At 62.2% G+C, this 17,644-nt stretch carries 23 protein-coding genes; 15 read left to right on the top strand and 8 right to left on the bottom strand.

Going from position 1 to position 17,644, the window contains the following annotated elements:
- Positions 1–196: hypothetical protein (locus BN1233_RS48595; RefSeq protein ID WP_046867091.1), on the bottom strand; the 196-nt coding region annotated here is incomplete at its 3' end.
- 199 nt (positions 197–395) lie between these two features.
- Positions 396–584, bottom strand: coding sequence for a hypothetical protein (locus BN1233_RS28805; protein WP_147707616.1), 189 nt, complete (start codon positions 582–584; stop codon positions 396–398).
- 313 nt (positions 585–897) lie between these two features.
- On the opposite strand from BN1233_RS28805, the gene BN1233_RS28800 reads away from it, so the two are divergent.
- The 10 genes from BN1233_RS28800 (at position 898) to BN1233_RS28765 (ending at position 6,970) form a co-directional block, all read left to right on the top strand.
- The gene (locus tag BN1233_RS28800; RefSeq protein ID WP_046867089.1) at positions 898–1,185 is read left to right on the top strand and encodes a PilZ domain-containing protein; all 288 of its coding nucleotides are present in this window, start codon (positions 898–900) and stop codon (positions 1,183–1,185) included.
- A 537-nt stretch (positions 1,186–1,722) separates the two neighbouring features.
- Positions 1,723–2,139 (top strand): nucleoside diphosphate kinase regulator, encoded by a 417-nt coding sequence (gene rnk / locus BN1233_RS28795; protein ID WP_046867257.1) that lies wholly within the window; start codon positions 1,723–1,725, stop codon positions 2,137–2,139.
- Entirely contained in the window at positions 2,136–2,363 is a 228-nt protein-coding gene (locus tag BN1233_RS28790; protein WP_046867088.1) for a hypothetical protein, read from the top strand. Before rnk ends, BN1233_RS28790 begins: the two co-directional genes overlap by 4 nt.
- Positions 2,360–2,593 carry a hypothetical protein gene (locus BN1233_RS28785; protein ID WP_046867087.1) on the top strand — a complete coding sequence of 78 codons (234 nt, stop codon included), beginning with the start codon at positions 2,360–2,362 and terminating at the stop codon, positions 2,591–2,593. The genes BN1233_RS28790 and BN1233_RS28785 overlap by 4 nt, the downstream gene beginning before the upstream one ends.
- An 86-nt stretch (positions 2,594–2,679) precedes the next feature.
- Complete coding sequence (locus tag BN1233_RS47390) at positions 2,680–2,841, top strand: hypothetical protein (RefSeq protein WP_154678307.1); 162 nt, start codon at positions 2,680–2,682, stop codon at positions 2,839–2,841.
- 251 nt (positions 2,842–3,092) lie between these two features.
- Positions 3,093–3,248: a hypothetical protein gene (locus BN1233_RS48590; protein ID WP_187144392.1), complete on the top strand. Its 156-nt coding sequence runs from the start codon at positions 3,093–3,095 to the stop codon at positions 3,246–3,248.
- Between the two features lie 130 nt (positions 3,249–3,378).
- Positions 3,379–3,522 carry a hypothetical protein gene (locus tag BN1233_RS47385; protein WP_154678306.1) on the top strand — a complete coding sequence of 48 codons (144 nt, stop codon included), beginning with the start codon at positions 3,379–3,381 and terminating at the stop codon, positions 3,520–3,522.
- A 239-nt stretch (positions 3,523–3,761) separates the two neighbouring features.
- The gene (locus BN1233_RS28775; protein ID WP_074078381.1) at positions 3,762–4,463 is read left to right on the top strand and encodes a GntR family transcriptional regulator; all 702 of its coding nucleotides are present in this window, start codon (positions 3,762–3,764) and stop codon (positions 4,461–4,463) included.
- A gap of 76 nt (positions 4,464–4,539) precedes the next feature.
- Entirely contained in the window at positions 4,540–5,577 is a 1,038-nt protein-coding gene (locus tag BN1233_RS28770; RefSeq protein WP_046867084.1) for an amino acid ABC transporter substrate-binding protein, read from the top strand.
- A 70-nt stretch (positions 5,578–5,647) separates the two neighbouring features.
- Positions 5,648–6,970: an aspartate aminotransferase family protein gene (locus BN1233_RS28765; protein WP_046867083.1), complete on the top strand. Its 1,323-nt coding sequence runs from the start codon at positions 5,648–5,650 to the stop codon at positions 6,968–6,970.
- Between the two features lie 75 nt (positions 6,971–7,045).
- Here the strand turns inward: BN1233_RS28765 and BN1233_RS28760 are convergent, their stop codons facing one another.
- From BN1233_RS28760 to BN1233_RS28740, 5 genes are all read right to left on the bottom strand, one after another.
- Positions 7,046–7,720 carry an SDR family oxidoreductase gene (locus BN1233_RS28760; RefSeq protein WP_046867256.1) on the bottom strand — a complete coding sequence of 225 codons (675 nt, stop codon included), beginning with the start codon at positions 7,718–7,720 and terminating at the stop codon, positions 7,046–7,048.
- A 166-nt stretch (positions 7,721–7,886) separates the two neighbouring features.
- The gene (locus BN1233_RS28755; RefSeq protein ID WP_046867082.1) at positions 7,887–8,702 is read right to left on the bottom strand and encodes an SDR family NAD(P)-dependent oxidoreductase; all 816 of its coding nucleotides are present in this window, start codon (positions 8,700–8,702) and stop codon (positions 7,887–7,889) included.
- Positions 8,699–9,421 carry an SDR family NAD(P)-dependent oxidoreductase gene (locus tag BN1233_RS28750; protein WP_046867081.1) on the bottom strand — a complete coding sequence of 241 codons (723 nt, stop codon included), beginning with the start codon at positions 9,419–9,421 and terminating at the stop codon, positions 8,699–8,701. Before BN1233_RS28750 ends, BN1233_RS28755 begins: the two co-directional genes overlap by 4 nt.
- Positions 9,422–9,488: 67 nt before the next feature.
- Positions 9,489–10,808: an MFS transporter gene (locus BN1233_RS28745; protein WP_052763967.1), complete on the bottom strand. Its 1,320-nt coding sequence runs from the start codon at positions 10,806–10,808 to the stop codon at positions 9,489–9,491.
- Positions 10,809–10,867: 59 nt separating this feature from the next.
- Complete coding sequence (locus BN1233_RS28740; protein WP_046867080.1) at positions 10,868–11,767, bottom strand: alpha/beta hydrolase; 900 nt, start codon at positions 11,765–11,767, stop codon at positions 10,868–10,870.
- 111 nt (positions 11,768–11,878) lie between these two features.
- Here BN1233_RS28740 and BN1233_RS28735 point away from each other — a divergent pair, with 111 nt between their 5' ends.
- The 4 genes from BN1233_RS28735 (at position 11,879) to BN1233_RS28715 (ending at position 15,022) form a co-directional block, all read left to right on the top strand.
- Positions 11,879–12,784 carry a LysR family transcriptional regulator gene (locus BN1233_RS28735; RefSeq protein ID WP_046867254.1) on the top strand — a complete coding sequence of 302 codons (906 nt, stop codon included), beginning with the start codon at positions 11,879–11,881 and terminating at the stop codon, positions 12,782–12,784.
- A 253-nt stretch (positions 12,785–13,037) separates the two neighbouring features.
- Positions 13,038–13,688, top strand: a complete 651-nt coding sequence (locus BN1233_RS28730; RefSeq protein ID WP_046867079.1) for a DUF1326 domain-containing protein — start codon at positions 13,038–13,040, stop codon at positions 13,686–13,688.
- Positions 13,689–13,699: 11 nt separating this feature from the next.
- Entirely contained in the window at positions 13,700–14,563 is an 864-nt protein-coding gene (locus BN1233_RS28725) for a DUF2182 domain-containing protein (protein ID WP_052763966.1), read from the top strand.
- A gap of 249 nt (positions 14,564–14,812) precedes the next feature.
- Entirely contained in the window at positions 14,813–15,022 is a 210-nt protein-coding gene (locus BN1233_RS28715; RefSeq protein ID WP_046867077.1) for a hypothetical protein, read from the top strand.
- A gap of 134 nt (positions 15,023–15,156) precedes the next feature.
- On the opposite strand, the gene BN1233_RS28710 is transcribed toward BN1233_RS28715, so the two are convergent.
- Positions 15,157–15,387: a hypothetical protein gene (locus BN1233_RS28710; RefSeq protein WP_046867076.1), complete on the bottom strand. Its 231-nt coding sequence runs from the start codon at positions 15,385–15,387 to the stop codon at positions 15,157–15,159.
- A 299-nt stretch (positions 15,388–15,686) separates the two neighbouring features.
- Between BN1233_RS28710 and BN1233_RS28705 the strand changes: the two genes are divergently transcribed.
- Positions 15,687–17,492, top strand: coding sequence for a hypothetical protein (locus tag BN1233_RS28705; RefSeq protein ID WP_046867075.1), 1,806 nt, complete (start codon positions 15,687–15,689; stop codon positions 17,490–17,492).
- The last annotated feature ends 152 nt before the right edge of the window (positions 17,493–17,644 follow it).

Genomic DNA, 17,644 nt, shown 5'->3' with positions numbered 1-17,644 from the left:
CTAAGACCTGGATCCAGAAATCGTCGAGAGACTCGATGCCGATGTGCTCATGGAAGCAGTCGAGCGCAGCTGACGCCCGAAGGTTAGGGTCCAGGTCGGCATCGACTTCGACGAGATAAATATCAGCCACACCCTCGTCATCCGGATGGGATGGTGTGCCATCGACGCGGACATAGACCGGAATACCTTTGATCATGCGCAATTCTGCTTCGTCGGCCGGTTCCCTGGCAGACGCGAGCAGCCTTTCTTCGTTCGGGTTCTTCGAGGGGTTTGACTGCAAGTTTCGTTCGACCGGCAAATGGGAGAGTTTGCGCGGCCGTCCGATGGTTCACACACGCCTGCGGATTTTTCTGATTGCCCAATCAAAAAAGCGGGTCCCGAAGGACCCGCCTCGATCACGCCGCGTTCTGGGCGGCCTTGGCCCTGCGGGCCCGGGCGATGAAGAAGCCGCGGCGGCGGGCGGCCTTGCGGGCTGCCTCCTCGACAGCCGCCTTTGCCTCGGCCTCGGCCTTCTGGCGGGCGCGCATCGCGTAGATCTGCTTCATCGTGAGCTTGCGCTCCGGCGTCGCGTTCGTCTGATCCATGGGATTGAGCACCTTTGTCCTCAGGGGATTAGCGCTCTGGTGGTGAGCACCCTTCCCTTCTGGCCGGATCTCTCGAAGGGCGGACGGGTTGCAGCGGACGCCGTCCTCTCCGTCCGGGACCTCTTTCGGGCCTGTCGCAAACTCATGGCGTTTGCCGCTCGGCTGGGCGCTGTCAGGTCGGGCATAGCCCCCGCTCTTCCTCGAACAGGATCGTCTCAACCAGCCCTTCAGCCTAATGGTCATATGACCCTTGCGGATCAGTGGCTCCCCATGATCCAAGTTGGCGGTGGGGTGGTGACGGCAAGGGCTGGGGATGAGAGGGCCAAGTGAGCAAGTTGCGGGCACGCCGCGCCCGGAGCGGAGAAGCGGCCGGCGTTTGCGTGTCTCGCAGCGGGCCCAGATCGTATTGCCCCATGCCGTGATCGACTGCGAGGTCCGAGACCTGTCGACCCAAGGCGCGAAGATCGCGTTACGGCAGGAGGTCACTTTGCCCGAGACATTCCGGTTGTTTATCGCCGCACAATCCCTGCGCACCTATTCGGTGCGGCTGCGGTGGCACAAGGGAAACCAGATCGGCATCTCTTTTGAGATGGATGCGTAGCACCAGCGGCCGTGCCTGCATGCAGAGTGCGGGCTCTTGGCCGAAATCGGCCGGCATGTCGGCTGCGACGACCAAGCTCGCCTGCGGCGCGTAATCACGCGCCGGACATACGACCGGATCCGCGACGCCCAGCCCCTGCAGTTGCTACGACCTCGATAGCGCAACAAGACGTGCGCTCGGCTAGACTCACCGTGAATAACGGGCTGCGGTTATCGTCGGACCCGCATGCGGCACCGATCTGCTCCTCGGCGCAGGACGTAAACCTTTGCAGTTCTTGAAAACTTGGCGGTTCGATCCCATGTTGAAGATGCCATGTTCAGGTCGTCGCACAATATCCGCCTGACTGCCCGCGCCGCCCGCCTCAAATCAGGCGTGTAGTCCCGGGCGCATGACGCCTGTCTTGCGACCCGGGAACATCGCACAACTCAGTTCAACTTCGTAAGCGAACGGACGAGTTCTTCGCCCTGTGCTTGCGACACCCTGCAACCGAGCCGAGCACACCACGCTGGGGTGATGATGCTTGTCAAGAAAGGTGCCATGCGCGAAAACCACGACCTCCCGACGATCTCCTCGACCGACTACGCCCGCCTGGCCGGGATCGCGACGTCCGGAATGCGATACCGGCGGATTCCATCGACGGCGCGGCTCCTCTCCGGTGAACTCCGACGCGCGCGCGTCGTCCATGCGTCCGAACTCCCGGACGACGTCGTGTCGATGCATTCCACCGTCGAGTTCACGGACGGGATCACCGACCGGGTCCGGCGCGCCACCCTGGTCTATCCGGGCGAGGAGGATGGCGGCTCCGGCCGGATCTCGGTGCTGTCGCCCCTCGGGGCAGCGTTGATCGGCATGGCCGTGGGACAGTCGATGCGGTGGCACAGCGCCACCCATGGATGGCGCACGCTCCGCGTGATCCGCGTCGTCAGCGAAAAGGAAAGGAGGGAGCCGTCATGACAGGACTACGGTTCTTCGATCGCTTGCGCGTGCTGCTCGCAGCGCTTCTCCTCTTCGTGAGCGTGAGCGTGAGCGTCAGCCTCGGCATGCTCGCGACGATCCTCATCGCGGACGTCAGGATTTGGGCGCTCTTCTGCATCGCGGCGGTGGCGCTCGCCGCCTGGATGTCCCGGGAGTTGTATCGCCTGGGCGTGGATGATCCCGCGATCGGAGCGGGCCGATGAACGTCGTTGCCCGATCGTCGACGGGGACGCCGGGTCGCCCCGACGGGTTCGGCCTGCGTCCCGACCTCGAGGCATGGATCCGCGAAAGATACGAGCGAACCCGTCCGGACGACACGTTCGACGACCTGAGGCGGCGGGCAGCCTTCGATCGGCAGGATGCGGGGTTGCTGAGGGGCTGGATCCGAGCCGCGCGCGAAGCACTTCGCGATATGCCCTTTGAGGAAGCGTGATCAGGCCATTCGCGGCAGGAATTCCCGAGCCGTGTGCGACGCTGACCTCAGGATAGACGATCGCCAACTTGAGAAAGGAGAACGCGATGACGACGATGAACCCTTATTGGCACTGGAAGGACATCGGAAACGATGACCTGTACGGCCTGACGCCCGAAGAGATCACCGAGCTCCGGGCGCAAGCCATGCGGTGGACGTTCTGGATCGTCCTCGCGGCCGGCGTGGTCGCGGCTTTCTGGTGGAGCTAGGAAGCGGGCTCGAACGGGGCTCAAGCAACTAGGAAGAGTAGAATCACAAGCTATCGCGCGACTCTCTTGGCTGTCGCGATGTTCGTCGGCCTGTGTCTGGCCCTCGGCGTGCTGGGTGCGATGTTCATCGCCAACACCACGACCCTATCGATCTTTGGTGTGGCTGTCGTCGCCTTCGCGGCATGGGTCTCGAGAGAGACCTATCGCGACTGCCGGGCGGCGGGCCGCACATCAACAATGAGGATACCTGGGTGAGAATCATGATCCTGTCCATACTGACCGCCATCGTCCTGGCCCTTGCCGCGGCAAGCGTGCTGAGTTCGATGCAGCAGCCCGCTTACGAAGCATACGCCACGTCGTCGGTTCGCATCGGCGATCCTGGCGACAATCTCGTGGGGCGGCGCTGATCAGCATGGCCGCGGAACAGTCGATGGGGTGGCGCAGCGCTATCGGCGCGGAGCGAGGGTCCGGAGTGCTCAGTGTCGACAATCATCCAGAAAGGAGGATACAGTCATAAACGAGTTTCGATTACTGACGATGGACATCGAAGACGCACTTTTACTGCTCAAGGTCGCCACAGTGGGCCTTGCTGCGTCCTTGGTCCTGATGCTGGCGGACGGCAAGGTGCAAGTGGGCTACCGGGCCGCGACAACCGCCATGGCCAGCCTGTATGGCCCGTGATCTGCATCGGTGCCTTGCGAATACAGCGGCGTGCGACAGAAGATGTGATCGACGGGCTGGCGAGCCGGAATTGAGGCCCAACGATCATACGGCCGGGCCTCGCCTTGGGCGCCCATTCGCCCGCGGGGCCGCCATTCAGTCGATCTACGACAACCCCCTCGCTTGAAATCCAATCTGTCGCCAAGGCAGTGTGCTCGGGGACCTTGCATTCTACATTTTATAAAATATAGAATGCGGCGATGACCAGTTCACCCTCGGCACGGCCGTTCCGCACCAAACGGGAGTACGCTCTCGATACCCTCCAGGACGCTATCCGGTCCGGACGATACCAGCCCGGCCAACAACTGCGCCAATCCCAGCTTGCGCAGGAACTCGGCCTCGGGTCTACGCCGCTACGGGAGGCCGTGCTGGAACTCTTGGCTCGTGGGGTCCTCGTCCAGGAGAGCCATCACAGCGTGAGGGTCGCCGAGCTGGATCCTAGGCGCCTGCGCAATCTCTACCGAGTGCGAGCCCTTCTGGAGACGGAAGCTGCGCGTCTGGGTGTCGCGAAGATCAGCGACGAGGCGATCGCCTCCATGTCGACGCTGTTGGACCAGATGAAGCGGGCCAAGTGGGAAGGCGACATCCAAGCAGTGGCCCAGGCGGATTCCGCCTTCCATCGCACACTCTATGAGGCAGCAGACAACCCGATCCTGCTTGATTTGATCGATCAGGTTGGCCTCAGCTTCCCCGGCAACATCCTCTGGAACATCCCGGGTCGGATCGACAAGTCGCTCAAGGAGCACGCTGCGATCCTTAAAGCAGTATCGCAGCGCGACCCGACTGCCGCCGGATCGGCCATCGAGACCCATCTCCTGAGCGGTCTCGCGGCTCTCGAGAGCCACGTTGCGACCTACGAGAGCCGATCGTCGGGGAAGCCCAAATCGAAATCGACTTCCTGATTTCACAGACGCGGGTTCACCGCGCAATCCAGCAACGAGCCAGAGGACCCAAGAAATGCATTTTCGATCCGTCACAATGTGCGGCCGCTTTGCTACTTTGCTCGCGGGAGTGTCGCTACTGGCGGCAACTCTCGTGGTCGCTCCCGCCTTAGCTCAACAGGCGAGCCCGAGTGGCCGGCTGGCGAGCGTCAAAGCCAAGGGATCTGTTCGCTGTGGCGTCAATCCGGGCCTCGCGGGCTTCTCTTTTGCCGACAGCTCCGGGCAATGGCGTGGTCTCGATGTCGATGTTTGCCGGGCCGTAGCCGCCGCCGTGTTCGGCGATGCGACCAAGGTCCAGTATGTCCCATTGAGTGCCAAGGACCGGTTTACAGCGCTGCAGTCTGGCGAGATCGATCTGCTCGCGCGAAACGCGAGTTGGACGCTGAGCCGCAACACACAGCTCGGGATCAACTTTGTTGCGACGAACTTTTATGACGGGCAGGCCTTTATGGTGAAGAGCGCCTCGGGAGTGAAGTCGGTCAATGAGCTCAACGGCGCGTCGGTTTGTGTAATCCAGGGAACCTCGACTGAAAAAACACTGGCCGACTACTTCGGCAGCCGCGGCATGAAATACGAGACTATTGCGTTTGCTGACGCAAACGTTGTTGCCGAAGCATACCTGAAAGGTCGATGCGACGCCATGACGAGCGACCAGTCGCAGCTCACAGCTGTTCGGTCGCAATTCCCGGACCCCAAGGCCCATGTCATCCTGCCCGAGATCATAACGAAAGAGCCCCTGTCGCCAGCTGTGCGGAACGGCGATGACGAATGGGCAAATGTCGTGCGATGGAGCTTCGTCGCGATGGTCGAGGCCGAAGAGATCGGTCTCAACTCCGATAATGTTCGCCAGATGATGGCGAGCAGTACAGATCCCGCCATTCAGCGCTTTACGGGCAAGAGCGACAACTTCGGTTCCATGCTTGGTCTCGATAAGGAGTGGGCTGTCAATATCGTCGAGCAGGTCGGGAATTATGCCGAGAGCTATGATCGGAACGTCAAGCCGATTGGCCTCGAGCGAGGCGTCAACCGTCTTTGGAAGGATGGCGGCTATCTGATTACGCCGCCAATGCGGTGAGACCGCGGGGCTATACCTTTATTGGGCTGGGAAAGCAGTGGTCGGCGGAGCTGGCCGAAGGAGATACATCGTGAGCAATGAGCTGCGGTCCGCCGCGAAGGAATTCCTCGTCCGGTATGGAGGCGACGCGTTCCCCAACCTCTTCACGAGTGCCAAGGGGACGATCGTTCGTGACGACACTGGCCGGGAAGTCCTGGATTTCACATCCGGTCAGATGTGCGCGACCATTGGGCATAATCATCCCGCCATTGTCGAAGCGGTGAACCGGGCCGGCACGAAGGCCTTTCACATGTTTAGCGGGATGATCCCGGAGGTCGTCGCTGAACTTGCGCAGACGCTGGCAACGGACTGGATGCCGGAGGGGCTGACCAAGTCCTTGTTCGTCAATACGGGCTCGGAGAGCAATGAAGCCGCTCTCCGCATGGCCAAAATGTATACTGGCGGTTTCGAGGTTCTGGCAGTCGGGGGATCGTGGCACGGCATCACGGGCGGGGCGAGTTCCGTCTCGCTTGCAAGTGACCGAAAGGGCTACGGGGTGCCGACCCCAGGGGTCTTCGTCATTCCCGAGCCCAACGCTTACCGCCCCTACATCCCGGGTCTGAGCGAGGAAGAGGAGGCGCTCGCCTGCCTGGAGCTCGGCTTAAAGCTGTTCGACATGCAATCGACCGGGCGCGGTGCGGCCATCATCGTCGAGCCGGTTATCAGCGCGGGCGGAGTTCTGGTGCCGCCGAAGGCCTTCTATCAGGGATTGCGGAAGGCTGCCGATGAACGTGGCATGCTCCTGATCTTTGACGAGGCTCAGACGGCCTTCGGTCGAATCGGACACCGGACGGGGTCCGATTTTCATGAAGTCGTGCCGGATATCTTGACCGTCTCGAAGACGCTTGGCGGCGGCCTTCCACTCGCGGGTGTCGTGACGACGCCAAAGATCGAGGCGGACGTGTATGAGAAGCATTACACCTACTACACGAGCCACGTCTCCGATCCGCTGCTCGGCGAGGTTGGGCTTGCAGTCCTGCGGGTCATCGCTGAGGAGAGCTTGATCGAGCGGGCGCGGACAATGGGAGCTTACCTGCGCGAGGGCCTTCTGGGTCTCCAGCAGCGCTACGAGGCCATCGGTGACGTCCGTGGACAAGGCCTGCTCCTGGGGGTCGAACTCGTGGAGGACCGCGAATCCCGCAAGCCGGCGCACCAACTCGGTGCTCTGACAACCCAAAAGTGTTTCGAGCTCGGCCTCAGCATGAATATTCGGCGCAGGCCGGAGCGTGGATCAGTCTGGCGCATCGCGCCTCCGTTGACTGTGTCGCACGACGAGATCGACCGGGCGATCGCCATTCTCGATCGCGCTCTCCGGGAGAGCCTGGACGAGATGGCTCTCACAAAGGCTGCTTGATTCAGAACTTGTTTGATAGAGCTCACCACCTACGGGACAACGGCGTAGGTGGTGGGGCTCATGAAGCGGGATCCCTTAGTAGGTCGCTCGACCACCGGAGATGTCATAGACCGCTCCAGTCGAGAATGTCACTTTGTCCGAAACAAGCCACGCCACGAGCTCGGCGACCTCAGGTGATTGCCCCATACGCCCCATCGGGATCTTTCCTAAAGATCGAGCGCGGTTCGCCTCGGACATGTGAGAGACCATCTCGGTATCGATCAGTCCCGGAGCGATGGCGTTTATGATGACTCCAGTGGCCGCCATCTCTTTCCCCATCGACTTCGTCAGACCGATAACGCCTGCCTTGCTGGCGGAATACGTTCCCTGCATGGGGTTGCCTTCCTTGCCTGCGATGCTGGCGATGTTGGCAATACGGCCCCAGCCGCGAGCAGCCATGTGCCGTGCCGCAGCGCGACACATGTAGAAGGTGCCATTCAGGTTGACCTCGATCGTCCGATGCCATTCCGCATCCGACGTTTCGGTAACTGCTGAACTCGGCCCTGCGATCCCGGCGCTGTTCACGAGAATATCGACGCCCGATGTCGAGGCGAAGAATGTCTCCACGTCGGCGCTTTTGCTCACATCAAGCGTCACGTCTACGTTCCCGGCAATGTCTGAACGGATGACGCGAATGCCGTCCGCCGCGAGCCTCTCGGCAATTGCCAGCCCAAGGCCTTTGCCCGCACCAATAATAAGAGCCGTTCTCATTGCAGATTCCCTGCCATCCTGCCGGGTTGACGCCTGATATCCCTGCCTCTCGCCATCGACCGGAACGCTCTCTTCGGTGAGAAGGGCGGTCCCGGAAGGAACATAGCCGTGTGCCTTGTCGCCCCGTCCGAATGGCGCTGCGGTTCGGATCTGCAAGGAGCCGCGGTCAGACGGCTTCCTGCACGGTGCCGACGCTGCGTCCTATGTGGCAGTAGATGCCGCCGCCGATCATGCCGCCATCGACAACCAGATCGGTAGCCGTCATGAAACGGCTATCTGGTCCAAGGAGAAAGACAACCGCGCCCGCCACCTCGTCCGGATCGGCACCGCGTGCGAGGGGCGTCATCGACCGGTTCCCTTCAAAGAACGCCCGTGCCTGATCGAGATTGTAACCTCCGTTTGGCCGGTTGATCATCGGTGTGTCGATCAAGCCGGGACAGACGGTATTCACCCGGATCTTGCGTGCAGCCAGCTCGATGGCCGCAGCCTTTGTCAGTCCGCGCAGGCCCCATTTGCTGGCCGTGTAGGCGGCACTGAAATACCCGGTCAAACCGGCCGTCGACGACACGTTGACGATCGACCCGCCGTCCATCATCACCGAGGCGACCGCACGAATGCCGAGATACGCTCCCGTCAAATTGATGCTCAGCAGGTTTTCCCACTCGGGCAGAGCGGTTTCGGTGACCGTCTTGCGGAGCGTAACGCCAGCATTGTTGACCAGGCCGGCCAGCGGTGCACCGAAGGCTTGGACGCCATTCAGCGTCTCCGACCAGGTTTTCTCGTCCGCCACACTGCCCGAAACCATCCGTAGACGGTCACCCTTCGTGCGGTCGACCGCCCAGTCGGGGCTGTCCGGCGCCAGCGGATCGATGACGATGACGTTGGATCCAAGCGCCAGCAGCCGATTGACTTCCGCAGCGCCCTGCCCGCGTGCCCCGCCGGTGACGACGAAGGTTTTGTTGCCCCAGTAGTTTTCCGTCATGCCCGGACAATGCCTCCGTCGACGCTCAGGGTATGGCCTGTGATGTAGCTGCTTTCCTCGCGCGCCAGGAAGCGAACTGCTTCGGCGATTTCCGAAGGCTCACCCAGCCGGGCGAGTGGCGTGCGCCCCAGGAGTTGCGCCCTGTGCTCCTCATCCTGATGCATCCACGCGCTCATTGCCGTTTCGATGTATCCGGGGGCAATCGCATTCACCCGGATTTCGTATTGGCCCCATTCCACCGCCAGGCACGCGGTCAGATGAGCGATGGCAGCCTTCGCGGCGGCATAGGCGGCGCAATTCGGCCGTGCCTTGAGTCCGGCATAGCTCGACAGATTGATGATTGCCCCGCCGCGGCCGCTCTTGCGCATGATGCGGGCCGCATGCTGAGCCCCGAAAAAGGTCGCCGTCAGGTTGACCGAAAGCGTTTCGTTCCATTCGGCTTCGCTGATCTCGAGCGCTTCCTTGCGTTCCAGAAAGCCGGCATTGTTCACCCAGACGTCGATGGAGCTATGCCGGTCGGCGATGTCGTCTGCGATCCCGGCAAGTGCCGCCGTGTCCGTGATGTCGCACATACGGTAGTCGATATCCTCGTCGCTCTGCGTGGGCGGCACCCTGTCGATGGCGACGATCTTCATTCCATCGGCCTTCAGGCGGCGGCAAACGGCCGAACCGATTCCGCCGCTCGCGCCGGTAATCACGGCAACTCTTGTCTGTTCCATGAATAAATTCATTGTCTCGAGGTCAACGGATTGGATTGCCGGCTGCCCATTGGGCAGCCGGCGATTGTCATTCGCCGCGGATTTCGTTCAGCGGCACGCCCTTCGTTTCCCGGATCATCATCGCGGCGATGACCGCCAGAAGTCCGAGGAACATGATGTAGACCGAGAACACCCAGGACAGGCCGATGGAGCTGAGCCAGGTATTCAGATAGGGAGCGGTGCCGCCGAAGATCGCCACCGAGAGCGACGACAGGAAGCCGACGCCTAGGGCGCGCTGCTGGGTCGGAATCTGCTCGGCGATGAGCGCCGGATAGATGGAGGCGATCAGCGCCCAGATCGCGAGACCGATTCCCTGCGAGACGAACAGGGACCAGGGCTCGGAGGTCAGTATGGCGCTGACCGGGAACGGCGCGAGCATGATGCCGATGCCATAGAGGAAAACCATCGGCTTGCGGCCGAACCTGTCGGCCAGATGTCCGAAGAGCGGCAGCAGCAGCAAGGTGATGATCTGCGCGCACAGGCTGGCGGTGAAAGCTCCGTTTGCATCCATGCCATGAGCAGAAATCGCCATGCTCGGGGCAAAGGTCACCCACGTATAATAGGCGACGTTGGACGAGGACGAGAAGAAGACGACCTTGAGCAGGATCTGGAGCTTTTCCTGACCGGTCAGAGGCCTCGCATCCGCTTTGGACGCGGCTTTGTTGCTGTACACAGGCGATTCATGAGCCGCACGGCGCATGTAGAGTGCGAAGATACCCAGCAGCCCCCCGATGGCGAAGCCGATCCGCCAGCCGTAGGACATCATTTCCTCCGTCGAGAAGGCAGATGTCAGAATGATGCCGAGCATGGTGGCGGCCATGACGCCGAGCGTCACACTGACGAACACCGAGCTTGCCCATAGGCCGCGATGCTGGGGCGGCGAAATCTCCGCAACATAGGCATAGGAGACGCCGGACTCGCCGCCATGGGCCAGCCCCTGCAGGAGACGTGCGGTCAGAAGCAGGACCGATGCCCAGATGCCGATACTCTCGTAGCTTGGAATGAGGGCGATCATCAGGCTGGCGAGTGCCATGGTCAGCATCGTCAGGATGAGCGTGTTCTTGCGGCCGATCCGGTCGCCGAAGCGTCCGAAGACGATGCCGCCGATCGGCCGGGCGATGAAGCCCACCGCGAAGACGGCCAGCACCGACAGGAGTGCGGACGTCGAGTTGGTCTTGTCGAAGAAGTTCGCTGCCAGATAGACGGCGAACGTGCCGTAGAGCGTCCAGTCGAACCATTCGAGCAAATTGCCGACGGCCGCCGCTCGCAGTGAACGGATTGCTTTCTGCCGGTCCGTCACGGGCGTATCCAGCCCGACAACCCCGGTTATTGCGTGAGTGTTTGCCATGTGTTTGCTCCTAGTCCCTCCCGCGAGGCGACCTTCCGGGTCGGTTGGCCTGCCGCCGATCACAGGTGATTGCTGAACCAGTCCGCGGCCGCCGTGCTGGTCTGATCGAAATGGGTCGTGTAGACCGCGTAGTGCCCGCCCTTGACCAACAGCAATTGCTTCGGCTCCCGCGCCTGATTGAATGCATCGAGCTGCAGGTCGGTGGGTGTTTGACGATCGCTGTCCGCAACGATCATGAGCAGGGGCTTGGGTCCGATCCGGGAGATCCATTGTCCGGGTTCATATGTCCGCGCCAATTCGAGCGAACGGACCGTCACCTCGTTGCGCCATTCCGGGCAGCGCTCGGCCTGGCCCATCATGTAGTCGTAGGATTCGGCGCCCGGATAGGCCACGTTCGCCTCGCCTTCGAGGCCCACTTCCTTCATGGTGCGCGGCGGCTCGCCCCGTAGCCGACCCAGACGATCCTCGGCGAAGAAGTCGTGCAACGCCTTCAGATTGTTGGGATGGGTCTTGCGCAATCCGGACTGGTAGCCGCTGACCGTCGGCACCTGACTGACCACGCATCGCACACGCGCATCCGTCGCCGCGATGACCAGCACATGGCCGCCGCTATAGCTTGAGCCCCAGACTCCAATGCGGTTGGCATCGACCTCGTTGCGCGCACACAGGTAGGTGATCGCCGCCCGGTAATCCTCCTGCTGCCAGGCCGGGTCGATTTCCTGGCGTGGCAGGCCATCGCTCTTGCCGAGACGGCGGTAATCGAAGGTCAGGCAGGCTATACCCCGCGCGGCGATGGCCCGCGCATAGTCCTCGAGGTCCCCGCCGGCCACCATTCCCCAGCCGTGACCAAGAGCAACCGCTGGAAAAGGGGCGTTATGCTGCCCCTCGGGCAAATAAAATGTGCCCCGGATCGTTTGTTCGTAACATGGAAACGCTACGGGACTTTCCGTGATGTCCATGTCTACCTCTCGAATAAGCTACTTGACTTTACCGACAATGATTGCCTGCAATACCGATTGATCAATGTCAAAGTCGCGGCCGATCAATCGCGATTTCCGATGGATTGTGGAATGGATCTGCGAAAGCTTGAATGTTTTGTCGCTGTGGCCCGGATGCTCCATTTTGGACGGGCCGCGGAGTTCATCGGGGTGCGTCAGTCGGTCGTATCCGAGTCGGTCAAGGCCCTTGAGCAGGCACTTGGAGGAAAACTGCTCGAGCGGACCAGCCGGCGCGTGACTCTCACGCCGCTGGGAGAAACGTTTCTGGTGGATATCCAGCCATCAGTGATGGCCCTGAAGACAGCCATCGGCGATGCCCGTCGCCGGGCGCAGGGGCGGTCCATGGAGTTGACCATCGGGTATCTCGGAGGCGGCTTCTATGAACTGTCTTCCGGAATCGTGGCGGAGTTCCAACGCCGGCGCCCGGACGTGAAACTGCGTTTCCTTGAACTCAATTACCTGAATCAGGGCTCGGCCGTCGTCCATGGTCTGGCCGATGTTGCTGTCGTCCGTCTGCCCTTGCCGAATGCCGGGCTCGTCCGAGGTGCGATCCTCTTCCGTGATGCGCGCCTGCTCGTCGTGTCAGAGAACCACCGCCTGGCCGGACATGGTCTGGTCGATCCCGAGGAACTTCAGCACGAATGCATGGCGCAATTGCCGCCCGGCTACGTCTCCGATGGGTGGACGACATACCATTTTCCGACAACGACCCCGCAGGGCCGTCGGATCGCCGCGGGGCCGGAAATCACCACGGTGCGTGAAGGGCTTCTCGCCGTGGCGGCCGGCGATTGCGTCATGACGCTTTCAGCCCGCGCCCGTGACTACTTCACCCATCCTGGCATCGCCTTTGTCGAACTCGATCTGCCCCCGATCGAGAATGCGCTGGCCTGGCGCGCCGACGACAATCGCGCGGTCATACAAGATCTCGAACACGCCGCTCGGACGGTGGCGCACCGGATGGGGACGATGTCGACCTGAGTGGCTCGATGTCCGGGTAGCCTCTGATCCAGGGCCGGATGGAGTCGAGCATCACCCGAATGAGGACTGTGCACGTTGCCGACATCGGCTTGGTCGCCATTGTTGGGCTCGTCGGATGGTAGTATTTTGGAGCAACCCGATCCGCCTGTGCCAGCCAGAGAGTGCGTTGACTGCTGGCCATGTCATTGGCGCCGAGCCAAACGTCCCACATCACCGCGGATCAGGGTAACGCATATTCATGGAGGGACATCCGATGACTACGGTCCCTGAATGGCGGCTCGCCGGCGATTGGTTCGACATCTGCAGCTGCGATATTCCGTGCCCCTGCGAGTTTGCCCAAGCCCCGACGAACAACACCTGCCAAGGCTTGCTGGCGTGGCATGTCCGGCAGGGTCATTTCGGTGATGTCCGGCTCGATGATCTGAACCTGCTCGCCCTGGGTGCCTTCGAGGGCAACATATGGGCTGGCAACGCAACGGTCGCACTGGGCCTCTTTATCGACGAGAGAGCCGACGGGCAGCAGCGCGAGGCCCTGCAGAGGATTTTTGCTGGCGAAGCCGGCGGGTGGCCGGCCCAGTTTGCCGCTCTGGTTGGTGATTTTCGGGGGGTCGAATTCGTCCCTATTGCGTTTGAAGTCGCGGACGACCTCGCCTTCTGGCGGGCCGAGATCCCGGACCGGGTCGTTGGGCGGGCGGAAGCCCTGACCGGTCCAACGACGCCACCCGGCAAGCGCGTTCAGACGATCAATCCGCCGGGATCCGAGGTCGGGCCGGGGCAGGTCGCCACCTGGGGCCAGTCGGTCGACATCCGGACGGAGGGATTTGGCTTCCAATGGTCGGGTGAGAGCCGCTCCAGCAAGCACATCCCCTTTGACTGGGCCGGACCGGATCCCGTCTCTGCGTAAGAGGTGGGCCGTTGTCTGAGCCAACGTCGGACGACACCGATCACCTTGCAAGACCGCGCCTGACGTTCTCTCCGGCATCGGCGCGGTTCGGCCTCCTGTTGTCCCTCGGCGTCCTGACGGCAGGTGCCTGGGTGCTGACTCTGCACCAAGCCCTTGTCATGGCGGAACCCATGGGCATCGCGGTGTCCCGCGGCTCGACCATGGATGGCATGGGCGGGATGGCCATGGCAGCCGTTCCGGCAACCGGCTGGTCGCTGGCGGGAGCGGTTGCGTTTGTGGCGATGTGGACCGTGATGATGGCCGCGATGATGCTGCCCGCAATGACGCCCATGGTCCTGACCTTCGCCGCCGCTCAGGCGCGGCGGACGCGGACCATGGCGATTCCAACCTGGGTCTTCATTGCCGGATACTTGCTGGTCTGGCTGGCTGCGGGCCTGCTCGTTTATGTTCTTGTCCAGGCCGGCAGCACGATTGTCTCGAGCCTGACCAGCGCCGAACGGGAGCACTGGGCGCCCTTGGCCCTCGGAGCGGTTCTGACGGGCGCCGGTCTGTATCAGTTCACTTCCCTCAAGCGCACATGCCTGGCCCACTGCCGCTCGCCCCTGGCCTTCGTGGCCCTGCACTGGCGCGATGGTCGCGCCGGCGCTCTCCTGATGGGCGTTCGGCACGGCCTTTATTGCCTTGGCTGTTGCTGGGCCTTATTTGCCGTACTGGTTGCCACCGGCATCATGAGTGTGGCCTGGATGCTTCTCGTCACACTGGCAGTTGCCATCGAGAAGCTGCTGCCATTGGGGCGCCATGCTTCATGGGCTATAGGCGTGGCCTTGGTGGTCTTCGGATTGGCTGTTGCGAGCGGCGCCGTGCCGATGCCCTAGCTATGATCCTCATTGCGATGACGGCAAGTTCAACGGCTTCGTTGGCGGCTCATGGCGAGATCGATCCGGGTCTCGGTGGCGGCAGCCGACGTTTGTCCAAATTGCTGGATCCAGGAATTTTGGCGAGTGCCCACAAGAAGGCGGCCGAAGGGCCGCCGTTGAAGTGCCACGGGATCAGTTGATCCAGGAGCGGATTGCGTCGAGCTTTCGCCGAATAAGGTCGATCTCGCGGCGTTGTGCCCAAGCCGGATGAGCCGTAACACACGCCTGGACCAAGTGATTCATCGTCGGGATGACCTCTCGGACCGGGGCCCAAAGCTGATCGTCGACGAGTTGGAGGAGGCCGGCGCTCAACCGGGAGAGATCTTCAGCGATCAGGTAATGCTAATCACGACACGACTGGTGTTCCTCGTTATAGAGACGATGGATCAGGACGTGGACTTCCGAAGTGCGGTCTGACCCGCTTTTCGTGGACCACACCATGCAGATCCGATTTTCGGATGAGACATCCTGTGCGGGGAGAGAGGCGGACCGATGGATTATGGGCGATCGGTTCTCAACATTTCCCATCATCAAATCATTTGGTGACCGCACTAGCTAGCCTCGCGCGCAGCGAGCACTGTTCCGTTCTCGAGCTCGAGATTTACGATCTGGATGCTCTCGATGAACTCCTCGACATCCGTGTCGGTGAGCATTTGCTCGATGCGTTTGGCGACCCTCTCTTTCGTGATCGGGCCGGTGTGCAATCCGAGTGCGAGCACGAATCCGAGCTGGACATGCAGACGAACCCGGAGATCGTCCTGGGTGAACTTGTTCGCGGGCATTAATTTTTCCTTTGTCTCTCCCCACCGAGGCCTGGAATGGGGCTCCAGGCGACTGCCGAAGCGTGATTGGCCACGTGGGCAGCAATCCGCGGGGGTTACTCGTTGGCGCCTTATGTTATTCCTGTCGGCGAGCGCTTCAGTGGCTCGACGACGTCAGCGAGTTCATCATTTCTGCGCAGGATACCCCAGTCACAACGCTGGAACGTTTGACTGGGGAGGAATCTGCCGGCAAGCGTGGCTATTGACTTCTCCCGAAAATCCGCGGAAGAACAAACGCAGAACACATCTGCAGTGGCGCGATGGCATACGGCAAAGGCACCCGCACGAACGACGACAAGCGCATGATCCCGCTCGGGACGATGGCCGTCGATGCACGCTGGTTGCACTTGCGGTCAGAATGGATAGCTGCAGCCAACCTCATCGCAGAGCGGATCCGTCCCACTGTTCTCGAGGATCTGCCGAGCGGCAAGGCGCTCGATGCCGCGATGCTCGCCGCCCAAGCGGAGTTGAAAGGCCGCCTGAATTCGGTCTGGGCCGAGAAGGCTCGCATCACGGCAAAATCCGCCGTGATCGAGCGCCACAAGCGGGCCCGGGCCAATCTCTTCGGCCGGTTCCGGCACATCGACACGGTCGGGGATCGTCCCTGCGCGGACGGCACACGCCGCCTCGTCAATCTGCCCGAGGAATGGTCGCAGCGCCTGTCCGACACCGATGTCGCGGCTCTCAAGACCCTCGCGGAAGCCCTCGATTTTCAGGGCACCATGGCCTTTCTCCAGAAAGTGCAGGATGGCAGGGCCAACATCCCCTCGCTCCAGGCCGAGGCCCTGCGGGCGCTTGTCGCGACCGTGGAGCAGAAATTCCGCCATCCCTCCTGGCAGGAGAGCGATGACACCGTCGTTCAGCTCCATCTCGATTACCGCTGCGTTCCGGCCAGTGATGCGGGCACCAACAAGACGACCTGGCGTGCCCTGACGCAGCGTCTGACGGAGGCGGTGCCCGCGGTTCTGGTGGAGGGCAAGCCGGCGCGGGTGCCGGTCCTCGTCGCGGCTCCAGTGGCACGGCAGGCGCCCTTAGTCGTGCGCGCCGTGCTGCGCCGCGAGGGGCTCAGGCGCTTGCTCGGCGACAAGGATCCCACGGCCTTTGCGATCGGCTCGCTGTGCCTCGAGATCAGCAAGACACGCGTCGCGATCAAGGGCGTGGTGTCGAAGACCCCGCGGGTGAAGCCCCTGGCCGAGGTCACCCATCTCGTGGGCCGCGACTTCGGCTACCGCAACACCGTCGCGCTCGCGGTCGTGGCAAAGGACGGCACGATCGATCCGGGTCTGCTCACGGAGGCGAGAACCTGGGGCAAGCAACGCGCCAAACAGCATCTGAGCGACAACATCCACGCTGGCGCGCCTGTCGCGGCCACGGTGCTGGACGGGGCCGACTTCCTGAAGGCGATCGCCGGCCACTGCGAGCGGATCGATGCGCTGCGGTCCGAGATCGACCGCACCTACAATCGTATCCAGGCGCTGAAGGCGAACATCAACCGGCTTCTCGGCCATGCCGCGGATGCGCTCGTGGATCTCGAGCAGCAGACCTCCGACGCCAAGCTCGCGGCCTGGCTCAAGCGGCTGCGGCGGCTGCTCGCATATGTCGGCCGGCTGAAGGAGCAGCGTCGGCGCGCCTATCGGGCGATCGAGGGGATCAAGAAGAGCTGGTTCGGCTATGTCTCGAGCCAGGAACTGGAGCTGGCGCGCACGTGGAATGCCGCCGTAGTCCGCGAGGACCTGACGGTGGTTGCCGAGGAGAAGGAGAGCCCGACCTACAAGGGTCGGACCTTCAACAAGATGATCGCCCATGGCGCGAAGGGGCAGTATATCCGACGCGCTTCGGACAAATTGCGATGGAACGGGATTCCCGAGGTGGTGGTGCCGTCCTTCTGGACGAGTTGCACGGATGTGCGGTTTGGGGTCGTGGACACGCGGCAGCGGCGCGGCGCGGTCTTCACCGCACGGGCTGATGGCGCCTGCTGGGATGCGGATCTCCATGCGGCGCAGACCCTGGCGCTGTGGCCCGTGCTGCGCCCGAAGTCGGACCACCCGGTGGCGCTGGCCGCCTAGGAATCCTTTGTGACAAAAACAGACCGGCCGCGGAGGGTGCGTCCCCGAGCGACCGGGAAGCCCCGACCACAGCGCACCGCGTTGGGTCGGGGTGGTTCACCGCTGGCATTCTTCTGGGGTTCTTGGTCCCGAAGATGTTTTTAAGATTTTGG

Origin of the sequence: Microvirga massiliensis, from assembly GCF_001006805.1 — a bacterium.
Lineage (GTDB): Bacteria > Pseudomonadota > Alphaproteobacteria > Rhizobiales > Beijerinckiaceae > Microvirga > Microvirga massiliensis.
Note: the sequence above shows the minus strand (reverse complement) of the source record. Positions and strands in the feature narration are given on the sequence as shown.

Bases quoted from the DNA above. Each gene is read 5' to 3' on its own strand.
- rnk (WP_046867257.1), top strand. From the start codon at position 1,723: ATGCGCGAAAACCACGACCTCCCGACGATCTCCTCGACCGACTACGCC.
- BN1233_RS28730 (WP_046867079.1), top strand. From the start codon at position 13,038: ATGACTACGGTCCCTGAATGGCGGCTCGCCGGCGATTGGTTCGACATC.
- BN1233_RS28775 (WP_074078381.1), top strand. From the start codon at position 3,762: ATGACCAGTTCACCCTCGGCACGGCCGTTCCGCACCAAACGGGAGTAC.
- BN1233_RS28735 (WP_046867254.1), top strand. From the start codon at position 11,879: ATGGATCTGCGAAAGCTTGAATGTTTTGTCGCTGTGGCCCGGATGCTC.
- BN1233_RS28755 (WP_046867082.1), bottom strand. From the start codon at position 8,702: ATGACGGAAAACTACTGGGGCAACAAAACCTTCGTCGTCACCGGCGGG.
- BN1233_RS47390 (WP_154678307.1), top strand. From the start codon at position 2,680: ATGACGACGATGAACCCTTATTGGCACTGGAAGGACATCGGAAACGAT.
- BN1233_RS28715 (WP_046867077.1), top strand. From the start codon at position 14,813: ATGAGCCGTAACACACGCCTGGACCAAGTGATTCATCGTCGGGATGAC.
- BN1233_RS28705 (WP_046867075.1), top strand. From the start codon at position 15,687: ATGGCATACGGCAAAGGCACCCGCACGAACGACGACAAGCGCATGATC.
- BN1233_RS28770 (WP_046867084.1), top strand. From the start codon at position 4,540: ATGTGCGGCCGCTTTGCTACTTTGCTCGCGGGAGTGTCGCTACTGGCG.
- BN1233_RS28805 (WP_147707616.1), bottom strand. From the start codon at position 584: ATGGATCAGACGAACGCGACGCCGGAGCGCAAGCTCACGATGAAGCAG.
- BN1233_RS28790 (WP_046867088.1), top strand. From the start codon at position 2,136: ATGACAGGACTACGGTTCTTCGATCGCTTGCGCGTGCTGCTCGCAGCG.
- BN1233_RS28710 (WP_046867076.1), bottom strand. From the start codon at position 15,387: ATGCCCGCGAACAAGTTCACCCAGGACGATCTCCGGGTTCGTCTGCAT.
- BN1233_RS28760 (WP_046867256.1), bottom strand. From the start codon at position 7,720: ATGAGAACGGCTCTTATTATTGGTGCGGGCAAAGGCCTTGGGCTGGCA.
- BN1233_RS28745 (WP_052763967.1), bottom strand. From the start codon at position 10,808: ATGGCAAACACTCACGCAATAACCGGGGTTGTCGGGCTGGATACGCCC.
- BN1233_RS28750 (WP_046867081.1), bottom strand. From the start codon at position 9,421: ATGGAACAGACAAGAGTTGCCGTGATTACCGGCGCGAGCGGCGGAATC.
- BN1233_RS47385 (WP_154678306.1), top strand. From the start codon at position 3,379: ATGGACATCGAAGACGCACTTTTACTGCTCAAGGTCGCCACAGTGGGC.
- BN1233_RS28785 (WP_046867087.1), top strand. From the start codon at position 2,360: ATGAACGTCGTTGCCCGATCGTCGACGGGGACGCCGGGTCGCCCCGAC.
- BN1233_RS28800 (WP_046867089.1), top strand. From the start codon at position 898: ATGAGAGGGCCAAGTGAGCAAGTTGCGGGCACGCCGCGCCCGGAGCGG.
- BN1233_RS28740 (WP_046867080.1), bottom strand. From the start codon at position 11,767: ATGGACATCACGGAAAGTCCCGTAGCGTTTCCATGTTACGAACAAACG.